Below are 16,502 nucleotides of genomic sequence, written 5' to 3' on the forward strand. Positions count from 1 at the left end.
GCCACAATTTACATAATAAAGGGCCCGTTGGTCAAGCGGTTAAGACACCGCCCTTTCACGGCGGTAACACGGGTTCGAATCCCGTACGGGTCACCATTTTTATAGAATATACACCAGCATTTTTTATTCGGAGGATTAGCTCAGCTGGGAGAGCATCTGCCTTACAAGCAGAGGGTCGGCGGTTCGAGCCCGTCATCCTCCACCATATCTTTTATATCGTCGCGGGGTGGAGCAGTTCGGTAGCTCGTCGGGCTCATAACCCGAAGGTCGCAGGTTCAAATCCTGCCCCCGCAACCAAAATGGTCCGGTAGTTCAGTTCGGTAGCTCAGTTGGTAGAGCAACGGACTGAAAATCCGTGTGTCGGCGGTTCGATTCCGTCCCGAGCCACCACTATTTGCCGGTGTAGCTCAATTGGTAGAGCAACTGACTTGTAATCAGTAGGTTGGGGGTTCAAGTCCTCTTGCCGGCACTGTTTTTCAAAAGTGGAGGGGTAGCGAAGTGGCTAAACGCGGCGGACTGTAAATCCGCTCCCTCCGGGTTCGGCGGTTCGAATCCGCCCCCCTCCACCATTTTTTGTTTTCATAGGGGCATAGTTTAACGGTAGAACAGAGGTCTCCAAAACCTCCGGTGTGGGTTCGATTCCTACTGCCCCTGCCAATTATATTTTATCATTCATTACATCTATGGCGGTTGTGGCGAAGTGGTTAACGCACCAGATTGTGGCTCTGGCACTCGTGGGTTCGATTCCCATCAATCGCCCCATTTTATTATTGGGCTATAGCCAAGCGGTAAGGCAACGGACTTTGACTCCGTCATGCGTTGGTTCGAATCCAGCTAGCCCAGTTGATGTGCGGAAGTAGTTCAGTGGTAGAACACCACCTTGCCAAGGTGGGGGTCGCGGGTTCGAATCCCGTCTTCCGCTCCAATAATGGCGGCATAGCCAAGTGGTAAGGCAGAGGTCTGCAAAACCTTTATCCCCGGTTCAAATCCGGGTGTCGCCTTTTTTGAAAAGACTGCCGGGGTGGTGGAATTGGCAGACACACAGGACTTAAAATCCTGCGGTAGGTGACTACCGTGCCGGTTCAAGTCCGGCCCTCGGCACCATTGTTTTTTAATATAAGATGCGCTCTTTTATAATCATGCCGGTGTGGCGGAATTGGCAGACGCGCACGACTCAAAATCGTGTTCCTCACGGAGTGCCGGTTCGACCCCGGCCACCGGTATCTAGTTTTAGATATTCTTTATTATCGTCAATCACAGAAGAATTAAAGAATATCAACGTTTAAAACGTCTTTCTACAAATTGTGGGAGGGCGTTTTTTATTTGTTTTTTAGCTGATTTTTCACACGATAAAATTACTTCAAATCGTTTCACTGCTGAAAGGGGACCTAGCTAAATGGCAAGACGTAAAAATATTTTAGACCAAGGTGAATTGGCAATTTTAGAAAAGGAAACTAAGTCTTATGAGGAACATATTAAGGAGATTACTTTTACTTTATTGATGGTTACCTTATGATTAAACTAAAGAGGCAGGATAATTGAAGAAGGATTGGATATAAATTGTACATAAGAGGTGTTGTAATGATTACGGTTAAAAATGCTGAAAGTTATCTTAAAGATAGCATTGGTGAAGATACCGATGATATAAAAAAGGTTTGGGAAACATTTAAGGCTTTTTCAAAGGAGACAGTTGAGGGCGAAGAAGATAAAGAAATTTTATTTCAGTGTGGTGTCTATGATTTTACAGGAGAGGAAGTATTTCATTTTGACTTTGTACGTCAGTTTACAGTTTATGAAGAAGATGATTATTCTCACATGGAACAACTACACTGTGAATTTTTATTTAAACCAACAAGCGAGTTAAAAAAGTTAAAGGTGGTAGAAGAATGGTCAATGGATTATGACGATATCGATCATTTTTTTAATCATATTGAAAGTATTCATGAGTTTAAAATACCTTTGAGTTTAAAGCCGATAAAATCAGAAATATATCAGGAAGAGCTTTAATTCTTCATTCATTAACGGGTGCTTTACTATAAGAGGGTATACCTTGCCTTTTTGGAATAATTTATCATCTGGTTCGACCCCGGCCACCGGTATCTATTAAAAATTTCATGATTGGTTTTTCCATGAACCTAACGTTTCACCCTCGTGGTAAAACGTTTTTTTGTGGTTTAATGAGTTATTTAGATAAAAAATAGGAGCCTATTAGAAAATAATGAGTATGTACTTCTTTTAGCAGAATAATCTTTAGATGATTTGCAACATTTGATAAGATACATTTAACCATGTAAGGAAACAAAATGGAGCAGCACATTCACATAAAGCTGTTGTACTACCTTTGAGTAACTAAATGAATATTTGTGGGTACATACACATCTTTAACTGACATCAACATGGTGACCCAGTTTGAGGGGAGAATTGATGAAAAAACAAAATGCTCATGAAGAGTTATTGACAGGTGGAAATGTCTCGAACGTATATCGTTCGGGAGATACGGTTCGTCGAGAAGTAAAGTCAGACAATATCAATATACGAAAGCTGCTAAAGCATTTAGAAAAAAAGAATTTCTCCTATGCTCCAAAGTTTTTAGGGGTTGATGAACAAGGTAGAGAGATATTGTCCTTCATTGAAGGCGTAGCCGGTCATGAGCCTTTAAAAGAATATATGTGCTCTCACCATGCCTTAAAAGAAATAGCGAGAATGCTTAGACTGTATCATGATGCTGTTCATGATTTTCCCATTTCAGACGATTGGGAACGAATGGACAATACGCCTGTCGAAATAGAGGTTGTGTGTCATAATGATTTTGCAATGTACAACATCATTTTCAATAATGAAAAACCAGTAGGTATCATTGATTTTGATGTAGCTGCTCCTGGTCCAAGACTTTGGGATATCGCATATACTCTGTATACATGTGTACCTATCAGTAGGTTTTTTCGCACCAAAACAGGAGACATCGTGAACTATCATTCATCAGACCATGCAGACCAGATAAAGCATAGAGTGAAACTGTTTTTTGAAGCTTATGGTGAGGAAATAGCAGAAGATTATTTGGATATGGTGCTGCTGCGTTTAGAAGAATTATGTCAGTATATGAAACGAAAAGCGAGTGAGGGGGATATCGCTTTTCAAAACATGATTCAAGAAGGACATCTTGAACATTATCAAAAAGACATTCAATTTATTCATGAACATGGAAAAGAATGGATGTAAAGAGGCGGCGTTGTGATTATGCAAACGAAGACGATATTACAGGCTATCATTCAAGACGAGGGAGTAAATGATTATCCTCTTTTTAGACAGTACTGTGTGAGAAAAGAACAGGGCCTGCGTAAAGATGCGCTAAACGTTCTTCAGGCCTTTATTGAAGAGATGAAAGAGAACGATTTTGAAGTACAGCGGGAATTTGCTGCTTGGCTGTTTGAGTGGATTGAACGGTTTGAGGATGGTCATCATCTGCTTGTGTATCCGCTGGTAAATGGGGTAATCCAGCCTGTTTTTCAAACGTGGGAGAATGTTGATCCATTGGATGTGAGACCGTATCGCTGGCAAGGTTTGTTTGTGCATCAGGGAGAAGGGCTGCCTCATTTATTGAAGGCACTAGAGCTTGGGGGCAGCAAGGAACAGCGTGTGATTGTTCAAATTTGCGAAACCTATTTATCGGCCTTGTGGTATTCGTTTCATCATATACATGAAGATCTTTATTTAAGCACCTATGAGAAGGATCAAGAGAGAATTCAAGGGATTGAACGTGTTATGATGCTGATTCAAGATAAAAGAATTCGAACCAATGTTCAAAAACAAGCCGTCTATTATGGCCAACTTTTAACGGACTGGATGACGTTTCAGCAGACGGAGACAAGAGGCTTTATGAAATGGTGTGCGGAGCGTAAGAAACCGTATGAGTGGGTAGAGTCCTTTTATTATCAGCAATAGATGAGAAAACGGCAGAATGAACTCTGCCGTTTTTTATTGCCATATTCGCTTTGCTTCTATATGATCTGGACTAAAATATTTCAGGATATAGACATCTGGATTGCTTAGTTTCTTCCACTCTTCGAATCCAATCGTTGAATCGGCGTGTTTAAGAAGCAGGCTCATGATATTGCCATGTGTGACCAATAGGGTATGATCTTTTTCTAATTTAATTTGTTCGTGGAGTGCTTCTACAATACGATTCATGGCTTCTTGGCTCGATTCTCCGCCTTCACAGGTCATATGTAAGTCTGTAAAACTGAGCTTTAGTTTCTCATACCAATCGTCTATTGGTTTGCTGCTTAATACACGTTCAGAGAGGCGCTGATCGATTTTTATCTCGAGCTGTTTTGCATGAGCAAGAGGCTCAGTAGTTTGGATCGCTCGTTTATAAGGACTTGAGATAATTTGATTGAGATGAATGCTGGAAAAAAACTGTGCCAGTTCATGAGATTGAGTGATGCCTTGTGGTGTTAAAGCTGCATCTTTAGATTGTCCATCTGCTTGGCAGTGTCTGACGATATAAAATGTTTTCATTGGATACACCTTTCATTGAGTATAAAAAAATCATCCAGTATTGGATGAGGATTTACGAAGGTCTAGGTAAGCTTATTCGTATCTGTTTCTTTATAGGGATCTGTGAGCTTGGAGGTCAGGTCTAGATTGAACAAAAAATCATCGACGGTGTCTGTGCCAAAGGGAAGTGTGGAGAAATTGATTGGGATGCTGTCTTCTTGCTTTTCTGAAGTGATTTGCTGTACAGGCTGCTTTTTTCTCCAGTTCTTAAACAAGCGCATGTGAGGCCCCCTTTTCTTTGAAAAAGATGGATTTATACATAATATACGGGGAGAGTTGTCCAGGCGTCAAATGTTTTCTTTAAAAAGAACGATTCAATTGATAAACAAGAGCCACAGGAAAGTGCGGCTCTTGTTGTCAGTTTACATTGCACATTGTAATGCTTGCAGTAATTTACGTTTGCATCTTAAGTTGTAGCGCTTCTTATGGAGTTTCTCCGTTTTAAACCTGCCTATGACACGTCGAACATCGGGATCATAAATGATGAGCTCTCTGCAAGTTTGATCATGTAATAGTGTTTGAAATCAGTAATATTTTTTGAGATGTGCTGCGTTCCTCGAGATATCCTCTTCATCCACTTGTAGAAAAGGGATATACACAGCAAGTGAAAAGATGTCTAAAATGAATCCCATTTTGCTTCCTCCTTTCATATTATTCATTACGCTTAGGAGAAGGTGAGGTTTCATTCAATAAACGTTAAAAACAATCCCAGTGCATAAACCATTCTTTTGATTCTTTGTCATAATAGAAATACATCGTGCCGTTATCACCAATCATGAAACGAGGTTTTTCTTCTGAGGCGATTTGCAGCATGAATTCGCCTTGTTGTTGATGGGGCGGGGATTGAATATACGCCCCATACCCACCGATTTTTGTGAACGAATAATTTGTGTATTGATTAAAGAAGTGGTTTGTCGCTTCTTCACTTTCGTTGACTTCTGATAAATCGACGTAAGACCATGCTTCTTCCCAGCAAGGGAAGTCCCTTTGCTCACTTTCGTTCCATTGGATTTGAAAGGCTTTGAGCCCTCTCACTTCTTCAGGAGTTTCAGATACTTCTAAACCTTCGATTGATGAATATTCAATGAGCTTCCAGCCTTCACCGTTTTTGGTGATATCAATCGGAAGTGTTTTCTGATTAAGAAAAATTTGAATCAGCTTACATTCATTGAAGCCGTTCATTCCTCCTGGCACTTCTGGTAAATAAATTTGTAAAATCGGAATCATGGCTCCATCTTGATCTGTCGGCCAGCCTTGATGAGGATCGATGAAAAAATGACCTGCAAACCAGCTGTGTACAGCTGGATCAGGACGGAAGCCGCCAATTTTGGCGATGGCTGGCGTTTTCCCGATTAGATTTAATTCTTGAAAAGCTTTGATTTCCATGGGTTATTCCTCCAGCCTTTAGCCTGCAATGTGTGCATCATGAAATGTGGCATTTATATTTCCTGTGACAATAATGACATGACCCCAAAATAAATCACCGTCATGATAGTAGACTTCAAACTCTCCCTCAGGGTAAACATGCAAGCTTTCAAGTGAAATGCGGCTCATAAATTGATTAAGTGTGAGTTCTTCTTGCTTTTCAGCTGATTCGTCTTGTTCCTGCCAATCCTTTGCTAGATCTATCAGCTGATTCGCGGCAAATGATTTAATAGAAGAATCCCATTTGGCTTGCTCTTGCATAAGTTGGTTTGCTGTTCGAAGAGAGTCCTTTATTTTTTCATCTTCTTCGAGGTTGAAGTAGAGAAGGCACTCTTCATTGCTCCATTGGATCGTCTTTTCAAATAAGTCTAGTCCTTTTACTAACTCAAAGGTGCCAAGTATGTCATCATGATAATACACAGGCTTTTGGGCTTCTTCTAAAATTTCTTGAAGCGCTTGATCCTGTGTATCTGTATTGATCAAAGATACAAGCATGAATTCACCTTCGCCTTTTCGAACCTGAAGTGTAACGATTGATTCTTTATGTAATTGTGCCTGTTTTTCCCTTAATCCCTCGTCATCTGTTAACCAGCAAAGTCTTACATTTTCGGTTATGATATGACCGTTTTCTTTCCAAGCAATTAGTGGAATAGAAGCGGTCCAAAGAGGTTCCTGTCCTGCTTTTCCTGCCCCTACGCCAGAAGGTCCTGTAACAGCAATGATAGTGACTACATCTTCTGAAAATCTCTCTTCAAAAGTGTTGATTTGTTTGTTAATCTTCATGTGATGTCCTCCAGCCTGATTTTTTTGTCATGAACATATAAGTGTTGTGATCAAGTTCTACCTCTTTATCACACCGCACATCAGTAGGGGAAATCAAGCTTTTTTTGTTTAAAACTGTTTTTTAGGGAGGTACATGGATTAATGGAGGTTGAGTCACAATAAAAGAAGCAAGGATCGAATTTTGTATAAATTTGGGTAAATGAGTCGAAAAGCCTAGGTGATTCTTCATTTTCTTTATAATTACTTTGACACGAATTGATGAAAAAAGTAAAGTAATACTGAGTGATTTACAAAACCTTCTTCATCCACTAAAACATGAAGTGTGCGTAAATTTAATGTAAATGGATATTTTTCCTTTTATTTACTCGTATTTTTTTTGAAACTTATGATGCCTCTCATTCGTTATATTAAAGGAGCGCATGTATCCGGCGGAGACAGAGCATCGGCATGCTTGGCGAAGAAGATTTACATTTGCAAAATGAATGTAAATTTTTTATGATTTCATTTATATCAGAACGATGATAAGAAAGAAGAGGTTTTATGAAAAAAATATTTGCAAACAAATATAGCTTTTTTGTTTTGGCTGTCCTTTTATTCTGGGCTAAATCGTACACAGCCTACAAAATGGACTTTAATTTAGGAGTAAAAGGTTCTTTTCAAGAGGGGCTTCTCTTATTGAATCCATTTAGTTCAGCCATCGTGTTTTTTGGACTTGCTCTCTTTTTGAAGGGGCGTAAATCTGCCATTGTTTTAATTGTTATTGATTTTATTATGACCGCACTTTTATATGCAAATGTAGCGTATTACCGTTTCTTTGATGACTTTTTGACTTTCTCAACAATGAAGCAGGCAGGAAATCTTGGGGGAGGCATGACTGGCGGTGTGCTAGCAAGCATTAAGCCGCATGACCTTTTATACTTCCTTGATATTATCATTTTGATTGCGATTGTCATTTGGAGACCAGAAGTGAAGAAGTTCCAAATGAAAAAGACGTTTGCACTGCTGATTGTAGCTGCAGGTATTGGACTGTTCTTTGTAAACCTTCACTTGGCTGAAAAGGATCGTCCAGAATTATTAACGAGAACCTTTGATCATAAGTATGTTGTCAAATACTTAGGTGTTTATAACTATACGATTTATGATGGGGTACAAGCAGCACAAAACGCAACACAGGTAGCCAATGCAAGCAGTGAAGATTTAACGGATGTTGTGAACTATACGTCCTCTCACTATGCGAAGCCAAATGCAGAGTATTTTGGTAAAGCAAAAGGAAAAAACATTATTAAAATTCATTTAGAAAGCTTCCAGTCTTTCTTAATTGACTACAAATTAAATGGAGAAGAAGTGACTCCATTCTTAAACAAACTGGCTCATGGGAAAGACGACTTTACGTATTTCGATAACTTCTTCCATCAGACTGGTCAAGGGAAGACATCAGATGCTGAGCTGATGATGGATAATAGTATGTTTGGCTTGCCAGAGGGAGCAGCATTTGTGACAAAGGGTGAAAATACCTTCCAATCACTACCTGCCATCCTAGATCAAAAAGCAGGCTATACGAGTGCAGTACTTCATGGGGACTATAAATCTTTCTGGAACCGTGACACGATTTATAAACATATGGGAATTGATCAATTCTTTGATGCTTCCTATTACAACATGGATGAAGAAAACCTTGTGAATATGGGTCTGAAGGATAAACCGTTCTTCAAAGAATCAATTCCAATGCTAGAATCAATGAAAAAGCCATTTTATGCACATTTAATGACACTGACAAATCACTATCCATTTAATTTAGATGAAAAAGATGCGACAATCGCTAAGGCAACAACTGGCGATAAAACAGTCGATAACTATTTCCAAACAGCAAGATATTTAGATGAGTCATTAGAGCAATTCTTCAAAGACTTGAAAAAATCAGGTATGTATAAAGACTCAGTCATTTTATTATATGGTGACCATAACGGTATTTCTGAGAACCATAACCGTGCAATGAGTGAAATTCAAGGGAAAGAAATCACTCCTTATCAAAATGCACAAAACCAGCGTGTTCCGCTCATGATTCGTATTCCTGGTAAGAAGGGCGGCGTGAACCATACGTATGGTGGTGAAGTCGACGTTATGCCAACACTTCTTCACTTACAAGGTATTGATTCAAATGAATTCGTGAATTTTGGAACAGACCTATTCTCTAAAAAGCATGATGAGACTGTTGCCTTCCGTAATGGAAACTATGTGACACCGAAATACACACTTGTTGATAATACCGTTTATGATACGAAAACGGGTAAAGTGGTGAAACAAAATAAAAAGACAGAGGCGATTAAAGCCCGTGTTGATAATCAGTTAAGTCTTTCAGATAAAGTGCTCTATAGGGATCTTCTTCGATTCCATAAGTTATCTGATTTCAAACCAGTGAATCCATCGGATTATTTCTATGGTAAAGCAAACAAAGAAAAAGAAGCGGATTCTTCTGCTAACTAACTGAGTTTTGGGCAAGCACAGAAAGGTGCTTGCCTTTTTCTCTCTCTTCGCTTGATTTGTTGGCAAAATATGTTTATATTTAGGGAGAAACAAGCGTGACGCCGGCTGGCAGCTGGTGACACACATTTCGTCCTTGGGGAATTCAGGAGGAGCTTATGACAACAAATACAAAAACACAAAAAAAGAAATCAGAATTATGGGGCTGGATCAAAGCCATCTTAATCGCATTTATTGCTGTTTTTATCATTCGGAACTTTTTATTCGCGCCATACATTGTCAAAGGATCTTCCATGTATCCGACATTGCATGATACAGAGCGGGTGTTTGTGAATAAAACGGTTGATTATTTCGGTGATTATAAACGGGGACAGATCATTGTTCTTGATGGGGAAGACCGCAGCACGCATTATGTCAAACGCTTGATTGGTTTACCTGGTGATAAAATTGAAATGAAAAATGATCAGCTATATGTTAATGGAAAAAAAGTGGCGGAGCCTTACTTAGCATCAAACAAAAAGAAAGCAGCGGCAGATGGCACTTTGCTGACACCTGATTTTGGCCCTCTGACTGTTCCAAAAGGAAAGTACTTTGTCATGGGGGACAATCGCCAAAATTCAATGGACAGCCGCAACGGCTTAGGTCTTTTTACAAAGCGTGATATTCAAGGAACTACCTCATTTGTATTTTATCCTTTCCAAGACATTCGATTACTCAATCATTAATAAACAATAAAAAAGCACACAGCCGTGTGCTTTTTTCTATGTCATTCAGACTGACTTTTTGTAATCGCCTGTTCAAGATCTGCAAGAATATCTTCAATCGCTTCTGTTCCAACAGATAAACGAATGAGCTCTGGTGTGACACCTGTCGCTTTTTGTTCTGCTTCGCTTAATTGCTGATGCGTTGTGCTGGCAGGGTGAATAATGAGGGATTTTGAATCACCCACGTTTGCGAGATGGGAGAAAAGCTGCACAGAATCAATGAGCCTTTTACCTGCTTCGCGTCCACCTTTAATACCGAATGTGAGGATTGCGCCTTGTCCTTTTGGTAAATAGGTTTGAGCAAGCTCATATGATTCGTGACTTTCAAGACCCGGATAGCTTACCCAATCGACAAGAGGGTGATCCTGTAAGAATTGTGCTGTTTTCAAGGCATTTTCACTATGCCGCTCAAGACGAAGATGTAATGTTTCTAAGCCCTGCAGAAGTAAAAATGAGTTGAATGGCGACAGAGCTGCCCCTAAATCACGTAATAGCTGTACTCGTGCTTTTGTGATATAAGCCGCTTCTCCAATCGCTTCTGTATATGTCAGACCGTGATAGCTTGGATCTGGTTCAGTCAGTCCTTTGAACTTCTCGCTGTCCACCCAAGGGAATCGGCCGCTATCAACGATGACACCGCCAATTGATGTACCATGACCGCCAATAAATTTCGTCGCTGAGTGGACGACAATGTCTGCCCCAAACTCGATAGGTCTTAATAAATAAGGGCTGGCGAGTGTATTGTCCACAATAAGCGGGATATGATGCTTGTGTGCAATGGCTGAGATGGCTTCAATATGTAAAATGTCGCCTTTTGGATTCCCAATGCTCTCTGCATACACTGCCTTTGTTTTGTCTGTAATCGCTGCTTCGAGTTCTTCAAGGTTGGATGAATCGACGAATTTTACTGTAATTCCAAGTTTTTTGAGTGTATGAGCAAATAAATTGTAGGTGCCGCCATAAAGGCTGCTTGAGGAAACGATTTCATCTCCGGCTCCTGCAATGTTTAAAATAGAATAAGTCGTCGCTGCTTGTCCAGAAGAAACAGCAAGTGCACCAATTCCACCTTCAAGCTCAGCGATACGCTTTTCAAATACGTCATTTGTAGGATTCATAATACGTGAATAAATATTTCCCGGTTCCTGAAGACCGAATAAATTCGCTGCATGCTCACTATCTCTAAAACCAAAGGAGCTTGTTTGGTAAATAGGCACGGCTCTTGAATAGGTCGCTGAATCAAGTTCCTGACCTGCGTGAATGGCTTTTGTTTCTAAACGAAATGGACGTTCTTCTGACATGTGTATATCCTCCTTTTGTTAGATAAAACCAACTGTTTTGATAAGAAATATTTAATAAGACTATAAATCTTGTTCCTTGCTTGGTCAATCATTTTTTAGATAAATCTGAAAAAACAATAAATATAGTTGACAGGTAGGAATAGTGTGTATTAACATGAGCATACTGAAAACACAAACAAGAATGGCTGATCGGTCAACCGAAGGCTCTATCACTCAAATATGAGTGAAGAGCCTTTTTTTTATTTGAATTGAGAAAGGATGATGAAGATGGAAAAAAAGAAAAAACGAAAAAAATACAGAAAACACATGGATCTCACACTAGACATCTTGATTGAGCGGAACAAATATGAGATTTACAGCAGCAAGGAACGAATAGAAGCGATTTACGATCGGATCGATGAAAAACATACAAGGACAAAATAACCATTTTATAAATTTGAGTTGATTTATAGGATTGATATGATTTAGGATGGTGCTAACAAATCAATATGATTAGCTGATCGGACAACACGAAGGCTCTTATCTCTTTTTTGGGGATAAGGGCCTTTCTGTGTATTTTTCTGATCGCAAGAGGAGTGGAGGTTTCAATGACGATTTCAATTGATATTGTGGATAAATCCTTTTGGAAAGACAAACAGACCATTCGGGTACTTGAAGACTTAAGATTGAACATCATTCCCGGGGAATTTGTAACAGTGATAGGTCCAAGTGGATGCGGGAAAAGTACGTTGCTAAAAATCATAGGCGGGCTCGACACAGCGTATGATGGGCAAATTTTGATAGGAGACAGACAGGTCAAAGAACCAGGAATGAAACAGGGCTTTATCTTTCAGGAACACCGCCTGTTTCCATGGCTGACGGTCGAAGAAAACATAGCGGCCAATTTCAATTTAAAACAACAGGATGTACGCCGCAAAGTGGATGAATTGATTGAAATTGTTCGATTAAAAGGATTTGAACATGCTTATCCACATGAGCTTTCAGGAGGAATGTCACAACGGGTTGCCATTGCGAGAGCACTCCTTCGTGATCCGGAGATCTTATTGCTTGATGAACCATTTGGTGCGCTGGATGCATTCACACGAAAACACTTGCAGGATGTGCTGCTGGACATTTGGCAGGAGAAAAAAACAACAATGATGCTCGTTACTCATGATATTGATGAATCGATTTATTTAGGAAATGAAATTGTGCTAATGCAAGCGAGACCTGGCCGAATCCATAAGATTCTTCCTGTAAATCTACCGTTTCCGCGTGATAGAACGTCAACCGCTTTTCAACATTTAAGACAAAAGGTGCTTTCAGAATTTGAGAAAACAGATGAATTGTTACTAACCGATGGATCAGGGATTTAGGGAGGGGAAATTGCATGAAAAAGAACCAAATGATCGTTATCTTTTTGAGTCTTCTACTTGTTTTAGCAGGGTGTGATCAAGCAGCAGACGGATCGGAAAACAAGGTGAAAGAAATTCGGATTGGGATTCAGCAAAGTTTGAGTCCGCTGCTTTTAGCAAAGGAAAAAGGTTGGTTTGAACAATCATTTGAAAAAGAAGGAGTGAAGGTAAAGTGGGTGGAGTTTCAAAGTGGTCCTCCCCAATTTGAAGGACTTGCTGCAAATCAATTAGATTTCTCGCAAGTTGGAAACTCACCTGTCATAGCAGGTCAGGCAGCCGGTATTGATTTTAAGGAAATTGGTTTATCTCAGGATGGGCTGAAAGCGAACGGTATTTTAGTGAATAAGAACAGTGAGATTCAAAAAGTAGAAGACTTAAAAGGGAAAAAAATCGCTGTCGCTAAAGGGAGCAGTGGCTTTGACTTTTTATACAAAGTATTAGATCAGGCAGGTTTATCTGCGAAGGATGTTCAGATTATTCAGCTTCAGCCAGATGAAGCGATATCAGCATTTGAAAATGGGTCCGTTGATGCTTGGTCGATCTGGGAGCCGTTCTTATCACTTGAAACGATAAAGAAAGGAGCAAAGCTGCTGGTGAATGGGGAAGCGACCGATTTATATTCTCCAGGTTTCACACTTGTTCGAACTCAGTTTGCTGATCAGCATCCTGAACTAGTAGTGAAATTCTTAAAGGTTTTTGACCATGCGGTGAAGTGGCAGAAAGCACATCCAGAAGAGGCTGTTACTCTATATGCGCGTTTAAAAAATTTAGATAAGAAGGTCGTTACACAAGTATTAAACAATACGGAACCACTCAATAAGCCCATTTCGAAGAAGATCATCAATGCTCAGCAGCATACCGCTGATTTTCAATATCAAACAAAAGCGATCCAGCGGAAAATTGATGTCAATCAGGTTGTAGATAATTCGTTTATTGAAAAAATGCTAAAAGAGGAGATGAATAAATGAAAGCTATTTCGAACCCGGCTTTAGCATCTAAAATTGAGCGGTCAAAGAAAAAAAGGAGAAAAGCTTCTTCTTTATATAAGTTAAAGGGACTGGTATTACCTGTTCTACTTATTGCGGTTTGGCAGATCATAGCTGGTTCTCAAATCGTTTCTTCCACTGTACTTCCTGCGCCTGTCTTGATTGCAGAATCTTTTCGAGATTTATTTCGTTCTGGTGAACTGTTTGGTCATCTTTACATCAGTCTTTATCGAGCGATATGTGGATTTTTACTTGGGGGAGGTTTAGGTCTTTTGCTGGGCGTATGCGTAGGGTTTTCTAAAAAAACAGAGCAGTATGTAGATCCGACGTTGCAAATGCTGAGAACCGTTCCACATTTAGCGGTCACTCCTTTATTTATCCTCTGGTTTGGCTTTGATGAAACGGCGAAAATTTTATTGATTGCACTTGGGGCTTTTTTTCCGATTTATATTAATACTTTTCTAGGTATTCGCAGTGTAGATAATAAGCTGTTTGATGTGGCTCGCGCTTTAGAGTTTAATGTGTATCAAAGCATCACAAAGCTGATTTTACCGGCTGCTCTTCCTCATATTCTTCTGGGCGTGAGGCTGTCATTAGGAATTGCTTGGCTTGGTTTAGTGGTAGCTGAGTTGATGGGTTCAAGCAGCGGGGTAGGCTATATGATTATGGATGCAAGGCAATTCTCTCAAACGGATAAAGTGTTTGTAGGAATTATCATCTTTGCAGTAGTTGGTAAGCTGACAGATTCATTTGTACGTCTGTTAGAAAAGCGTCTGCTCAAGTGGCGCACTAGTTATCAAGGTGAATAATAACAGGGGGCGATGTGATGAATATTTTATGGTTTATTCCAACGCATGGAGACGGCCGTTATTTAGGATCAGCAAAAGGGGCAAGACAGGCAGACTATCCATATTTTAAACAAATTGCTCAAGCAGCTGATCAGCTTGGTTATACAGGGGTCTTACTGCCTACTGGGAGATCATGTGAAGATCCATGGCTGACGGCAGCTGCTTTAGCTGCAGAAACCACTCATTTAAAGTTCCTCGTGGCTCTTAGACCAGGGCTGATGCAGCCGTCTGTTGCTGCTAGAATGACTTCTACATTAGATCGTCTTTCAGGCGGGAGACTGCTGATTAATGTGGTAGCAGGGGGAAGTAAAGAGGAGCTTGAAGGGGATGGGCTGTTCATTTCTCATGATGAACGCTATGAGGCAACAGAAGAATTTTTGACAATTTGGAAGCGGTTATTGAAAGGAGAAAATGTACAATTTCATGGCAAACATCTACAAGCGGAGAATGGCCGTCTGTTATTCCCACCAGCTCAAACACCCCATCCACCAGTCTTTTTTGGCGGATCATCAGCAGCAGGAATTCAAGCAGCCGCTAAGCATACAGATGTCTATTTAACTTGGGGCGAACCGCCTGCACAAGTAAAAGAGAAAATTGCACAAGTGAAGAAACAGGCTGAAAAGGAAGGAAGAACGGTGAAGTTTGGCATTCGTCTTCATGTGATTGTGAGAGATACCGAAGATGAGGCATGGCAGGCAGCGGAACATCTGATTCGTCATTTGGATCAAAAAACAATTGATGAGGCGCAAAAAGTGTTACAGAGGATGGACTCAGTAGGTCAAAGACGAATGGTGGAATTGCACCAAGGGAGGAAAGACCAACTTGAAATCAGCCCAAATCTTTGGGCTGGCATTGGTTTAGTGCGCGGCGGTGCAGGAACAGCACTCGTCGGAGACCCGCAAACAGTAGCAGAACGTATCCTAGAATATGAGTCTCTAGGCATTGATACATTTATATTTTCTGGCTACCCGCATCTAGAAGAAGCTTATTATTTAGCAGAGCTTGTTTTCCCACTCCTTCCATTCAAGAGATCAGGGGCTACAGGACTCTCTGTGCCAGCTGGTGAAATCATTGGGAACAATCATTTCCCAGATGCAGCCTCTGCTGCTAGTTCCTCTTAAATATGAAAAAGCAAAGCAGTCTGCGATGGCTGCTTTGCTTTTTTTCATAGAAAGGGAGCGAGTCATATGTTGTGTGTAGCTGAAAAAGGTAAGGGCTTTTTTCCCAATCGATTTTCTTGTATATACATATTTTTAGAGTGAAGAGAAGAAGGAAAATATGCTCACTCTTTTATCAGAATGATCAGTAAATATTTCATAATTGGCATTATTACGACATAAAATTAGGACTTTTTTATCTGATATATCGGGGGAATTCTTTCTATCTCACAAAAAAGAAAGAATAAATATGATAGATGATAAATATGGACTATTTGAAAAAAAGAAGAAAAAAGATGGTGCAAATGACATTAAATGGGTTTTGTGGTTCTTATGGGGTGTCAAAATCTAGTAAATAAGAGAGGGTTTAAACAGATGAAAGGGAATAATTGAATAAAAAGTCACATTTTAATCAAATGTATGTTCGGTCAAAAATGGGATGTTCTGTAGATGTTTGGAGTGTGACGCCTATGATACGATCATCATAAGCTGGGAGGTGAAAAGTATGACTTATGCAGCGCCGCAAGTTGACTATTCCACTATGGAACCTGCTATTATGGACCAAGCTTGGTTCTTAGTATTTGTTGCTGTCCTTCTTGGATTGGGAGCAACAGTTGTTCTAGGAGCAGCAGTTTGGTGTATCGCAAACGGCAAGGGTAGCTTTACAGGAGCCGTTCAGTGGGAAAGTGGCTTAAAAGTCCAAATTGAATGTAAGTAGCTATACTTAGGATTCATCTTTTTACTTCTTAGATAAGACACCAGGGCTAAACCGTCTGTGGCGGGCGGTTTAGCCTGATCTGTTTTTAAAG

At 40.2% G+C, this 16,502-nt stretch carries 16 protein-coding genes and 13 tRNA genes (1 of these 29 only partly in view); 24 read left to right on the plus strand and 5 right to left on the minus strand.

Going from position 1 to position 16,502, the window contains the following annotated elements:
• The 16 genes from ASE42_RS05405 to ASE42_RS05485 form a co-directional block, all read left to right on the plus strand.
• Positions 1-4: transfer RNA gene (locus ASE42_RS05405), tRNA-Ser, on the plus strand; it begins 87 nt to the left of the window's first position.
• Between the two features lie 17 nt (positions 5-21).
• Positions 22-96, plus strand: a tRNA-Glu gene (locus tag ASE42_RS05410).
• 33 nt (positions 97-129) lie between these two features.
• Positions 130-205, plus strand: a tRNA-Val gene (locus tag ASE42_RS05415).
• A 15-nt stretch (positions 206-220) separates the two neighbouring features.
• Positions 221-297: transfer RNA gene (locus ASE42_RS05420), tRNA-Met, on the plus strand.
• A gap of 99 nt (positions 298-396) precedes the next feature.
• Positions 397-469: transfer RNA gene (locus ASE42_RS05430), tRNA-Thr, on the plus strand.
• 15 nt (positions 470-484) lie between these two features.
• Positions 485-569: transfer RNA gene (locus ASE42_RS05435), tRNA-Tyr, on the plus strand.
• Between the two features lie 14 nt (positions 570-583).
• A tRNA-Trp gene (locus ASE42_RS05440) sits at positions 584-657 on the plus strand.
• 29 nt (positions 658-686) lie between these two features.
• Positions 687-762, plus strand: a tRNA-His gene (locus ASE42_RS05445).
• 9 nt (positions 763-771) lie between these two features.
• Positions 772-843, plus strand: a tRNA-Gln gene (locus ASE42_RS05450).
• Positions 844-850: 7 nt separating this feature from the next.
• A tRNA-Gly gene (locus ASE42_RS05455) sits at positions 851-925 on the plus strand.
• Positions 926-930: 5 nt separating this feature from the next.
• A tRNA-Cys gene (locus tag ASE42_RS05460) sits at positions 931-1,001 on the plus strand.
• 14 nt (positions 1,002-1,015) lie between these two features.
• Positions 1,016-1,104 (plus strand) — tRNA-Leu (locus ASE42_RS05465).
• Between the two features lie 37 nt (positions 1,105-1,141).
• A tRNA-Leu gene (locus ASE42_RS05470) sits at positions 1,142-1,223 on the plus strand.
• Between the two features lie 358 nt (positions 1,224-1,581).
• Positions 1,582-2,007: a hypothetical protein gene (locus ASE42_RS05475; protein WP_056765984.1), complete on the plus strand. Its 426-nt coding sequence runs from the start codon at positions 1,582-1,584 to the stop codon at positions 2,005-2,007.
• A 417-nt stretch (positions 2,008-2,424) separates the two neighbouring features.
• Positions 2,425-3,219 (plus strand): phosphotransferase, encoded by a 795-nt coding sequence (locus tag ASE42_RS05480; RefSeq protein WP_056765986.1) that lies wholly within the window; start codon positions 2,425-2,427, stop codon positions 3,217-3,219.
• An 18-nt stretch (positions 3,220-3,237) separates the two neighbouring features.
• A complete protein-coding gene (locus ASE42_RS05485; RefSeq protein WP_024425350.1) occupies positions 3,238-3,942 on the plus strand; it encodes a hypothetical protein in 705 nt (234 codons plus the stop codon).
• Positions 3,943-3,975: 33 nt separating this feature from the next.
• Here ASE42_RS05485 and ASE42_RS05490 read toward each other — a convergent pair whose 3' ends face one another.
• The 4 genes from ASE42_RS05490 to ASE42_RS05505 all read right to left on the minus strand — a co-directional run bounded on the left by ASE42_RS05490 (position 3,976) and on the right by ASE42_RS05505 (position 6,765).
• Positions 3,976-4,518 carry a histidine phosphatase family protein gene (locus ASE42_RS05490; protein WP_034624049.1) on the minus strand — a complete coding sequence of 181 codons (543 nt, stop codon included), beginning with the start codon at positions 4,516-4,518 and terminating at the stop codon, positions 3,976-3,978.
• A gap of 62 nt (positions 4,519-4,580) precedes the next feature.
• Positions 4,581-4,778, minus strand: a complete 198-nt coding sequence (locus ASE42_RS05495) for a hypothetical protein (protein ID WP_056765989.1) — start codon at positions 4,776-4,778, stop codon at positions 4,581-4,583.
• 475 nt (positions 4,779-5,253) lie between these two features.
• Positions 5,254-5,943 carry a DUF1963 domain-containing protein gene (locus ASE42_RS05500; protein WP_056765991.1) on the minus strand — a complete coding sequence of 230 codons (690 nt, stop codon included), beginning with the start codon at positions 5,941-5,943 and terminating at the stop codon, positions 5,254-5,256.
• An 18-nt stretch (positions 5,944-5,961) separates the two neighbouring features.
• Entirely contained in the window at positions 5,962-6,765 is an 804-nt protein-coding gene (locus tag ASE42_RS05505) for a DUF2262 domain-containing protein (RefSeq protein ID WP_056765993.1), read from the minus strand.
• Positions 6,766-7,305: 540 nt separating this feature from the next.
• On the opposite strand from ASE42_RS05505, the gene ASE42_RS05510 reads away from it, so the two are divergent.
• Together ASE42_RS05510 and lepB are read left to right on the plus strand one after the other, a co-directional pair.
• The gene (locus ASE42_RS05510) at positions 7,306-9,249 is read left to right on the plus strand and encodes an LTA synthase family protein (RefSeq protein WP_024427404.1); all 1,944 of its coding nucleotides are present in this window, start codon (positions 7,306-7,308) and stop codon (positions 9,247-9,249) included.
• 155 nt (positions 9,250-9,404) lie between these two features.
• On the plus strand, positions 9,405-9,971 hold the full coding sequence (gene lepB, locus ASE42_RS05515; RefSeq protein WP_024425343.1) for a signal peptidase I: 567 nt from the start codon (positions 9,405-9,407) through the stop codon (positions 9,969-9,971).
• 41 nt (positions 9,972-10,012) lie between these two features.
• On the opposite strand, the gene ASE42_RS05520 is transcribed toward lepB, so the two are convergent.
• Positions 10,013-11,308: a homocysteine synthase gene (locus ASE42_RS05520; RefSeq protein WP_056765995.1), complete on the minus strand. Its 1,296-nt coding sequence runs from the start codon at positions 11,306-11,308 to the stop codon at positions 10,013-10,015.
• 267 nt (positions 11,309-11,575) lie between these two features.
• On the opposite strand from ASE42_RS05520, the gene ASE42_RS05525 reads away from it, so the two are divergent.
• The 6 genes from ASE42_RS05525 (at position 11,576) to ASE42_RS05550 (ending at position 16,411) form a co-directional block, all read left to right on the plus strand.
• Entirely contained in the window at positions 11,576-11,731 is a 156-nt protein-coding gene (locus ASE42_RS05525; RefSeq protein WP_029706872.1) for an FbpB family small basic protein, read from the plus strand.
• A gap of 164 nt (positions 11,732-11,895) precedes the next feature.
• Complete coding sequence (locus tag ASE42_RS05530) at positions 11,896-12,663, plus strand: ABC transporter ATP-binding protein (protein WP_056765997.1); 768 nt, start codon at positions 11,896-11,898, stop codon at positions 12,661-12,663.
• 29 nt (positions 12,664-12,692) lie between these two features.
• The gene (locus tag ASE42_RS05535; protein ID WP_370880875.1) at positions 12,693-13,670 is read left to right on the plus strand and encodes an aliphatic sulfonate ABC transporter substrate-binding protein; all 978 of its coding nucleotides are present in this window, start codon (positions 12,693-12,695) and stop codon (positions 13,668-13,670) included.
• The gene (locus ASE42_RS05540; protein ID WP_056766001.1) at positions 13,667-14,497 is read left to right on the plus strand and encodes an ABC transporter permease; all 831 of its coding nucleotides are present in this window, start codon (positions 13,667-13,669) and stop codon (positions 14,495-14,497) included. The genes ASE42_RS05535 and ASE42_RS05540 overlap by 4 nt, the downstream gene beginning before the upstream one ends.
• Positions 14,498-14,514: 17 nt before the next feature.
• On the plus strand, positions 14,515-15,657 hold the full coding sequence (ssuD, locus tag ASE42_RS05545) for an FMNH2-dependent alkanesulfonate monooxygenase (RefSeq protein WP_056766003.1): 1,143 nt from the start codon (positions 14,515-14,517) through the stop codon (positions 15,655-15,657).
• Between the two features lie 541 nt (positions 15,658-16,198).
• Positions 16,199-16,411 (plus strand): hypothetical protein, encoded by a 213-nt coding sequence (locus tag ASE42_RS05550; protein ID WP_012009371.1) that lies wholly within the window; start codon positions 16,199-16,201, stop codon positions 16,409-16,411.
• Positions 16,412-16,502: the final 91 nt, after the last annotated feature.

This window comes from Bacillus sp. Root920, from assembly GCF_001429445.1.
Classification (GTDB): Bacteria; Bacillota; Bacilli; order Bacillales; family Bacillaceae; genus Bacillus; species Bacillus safensis.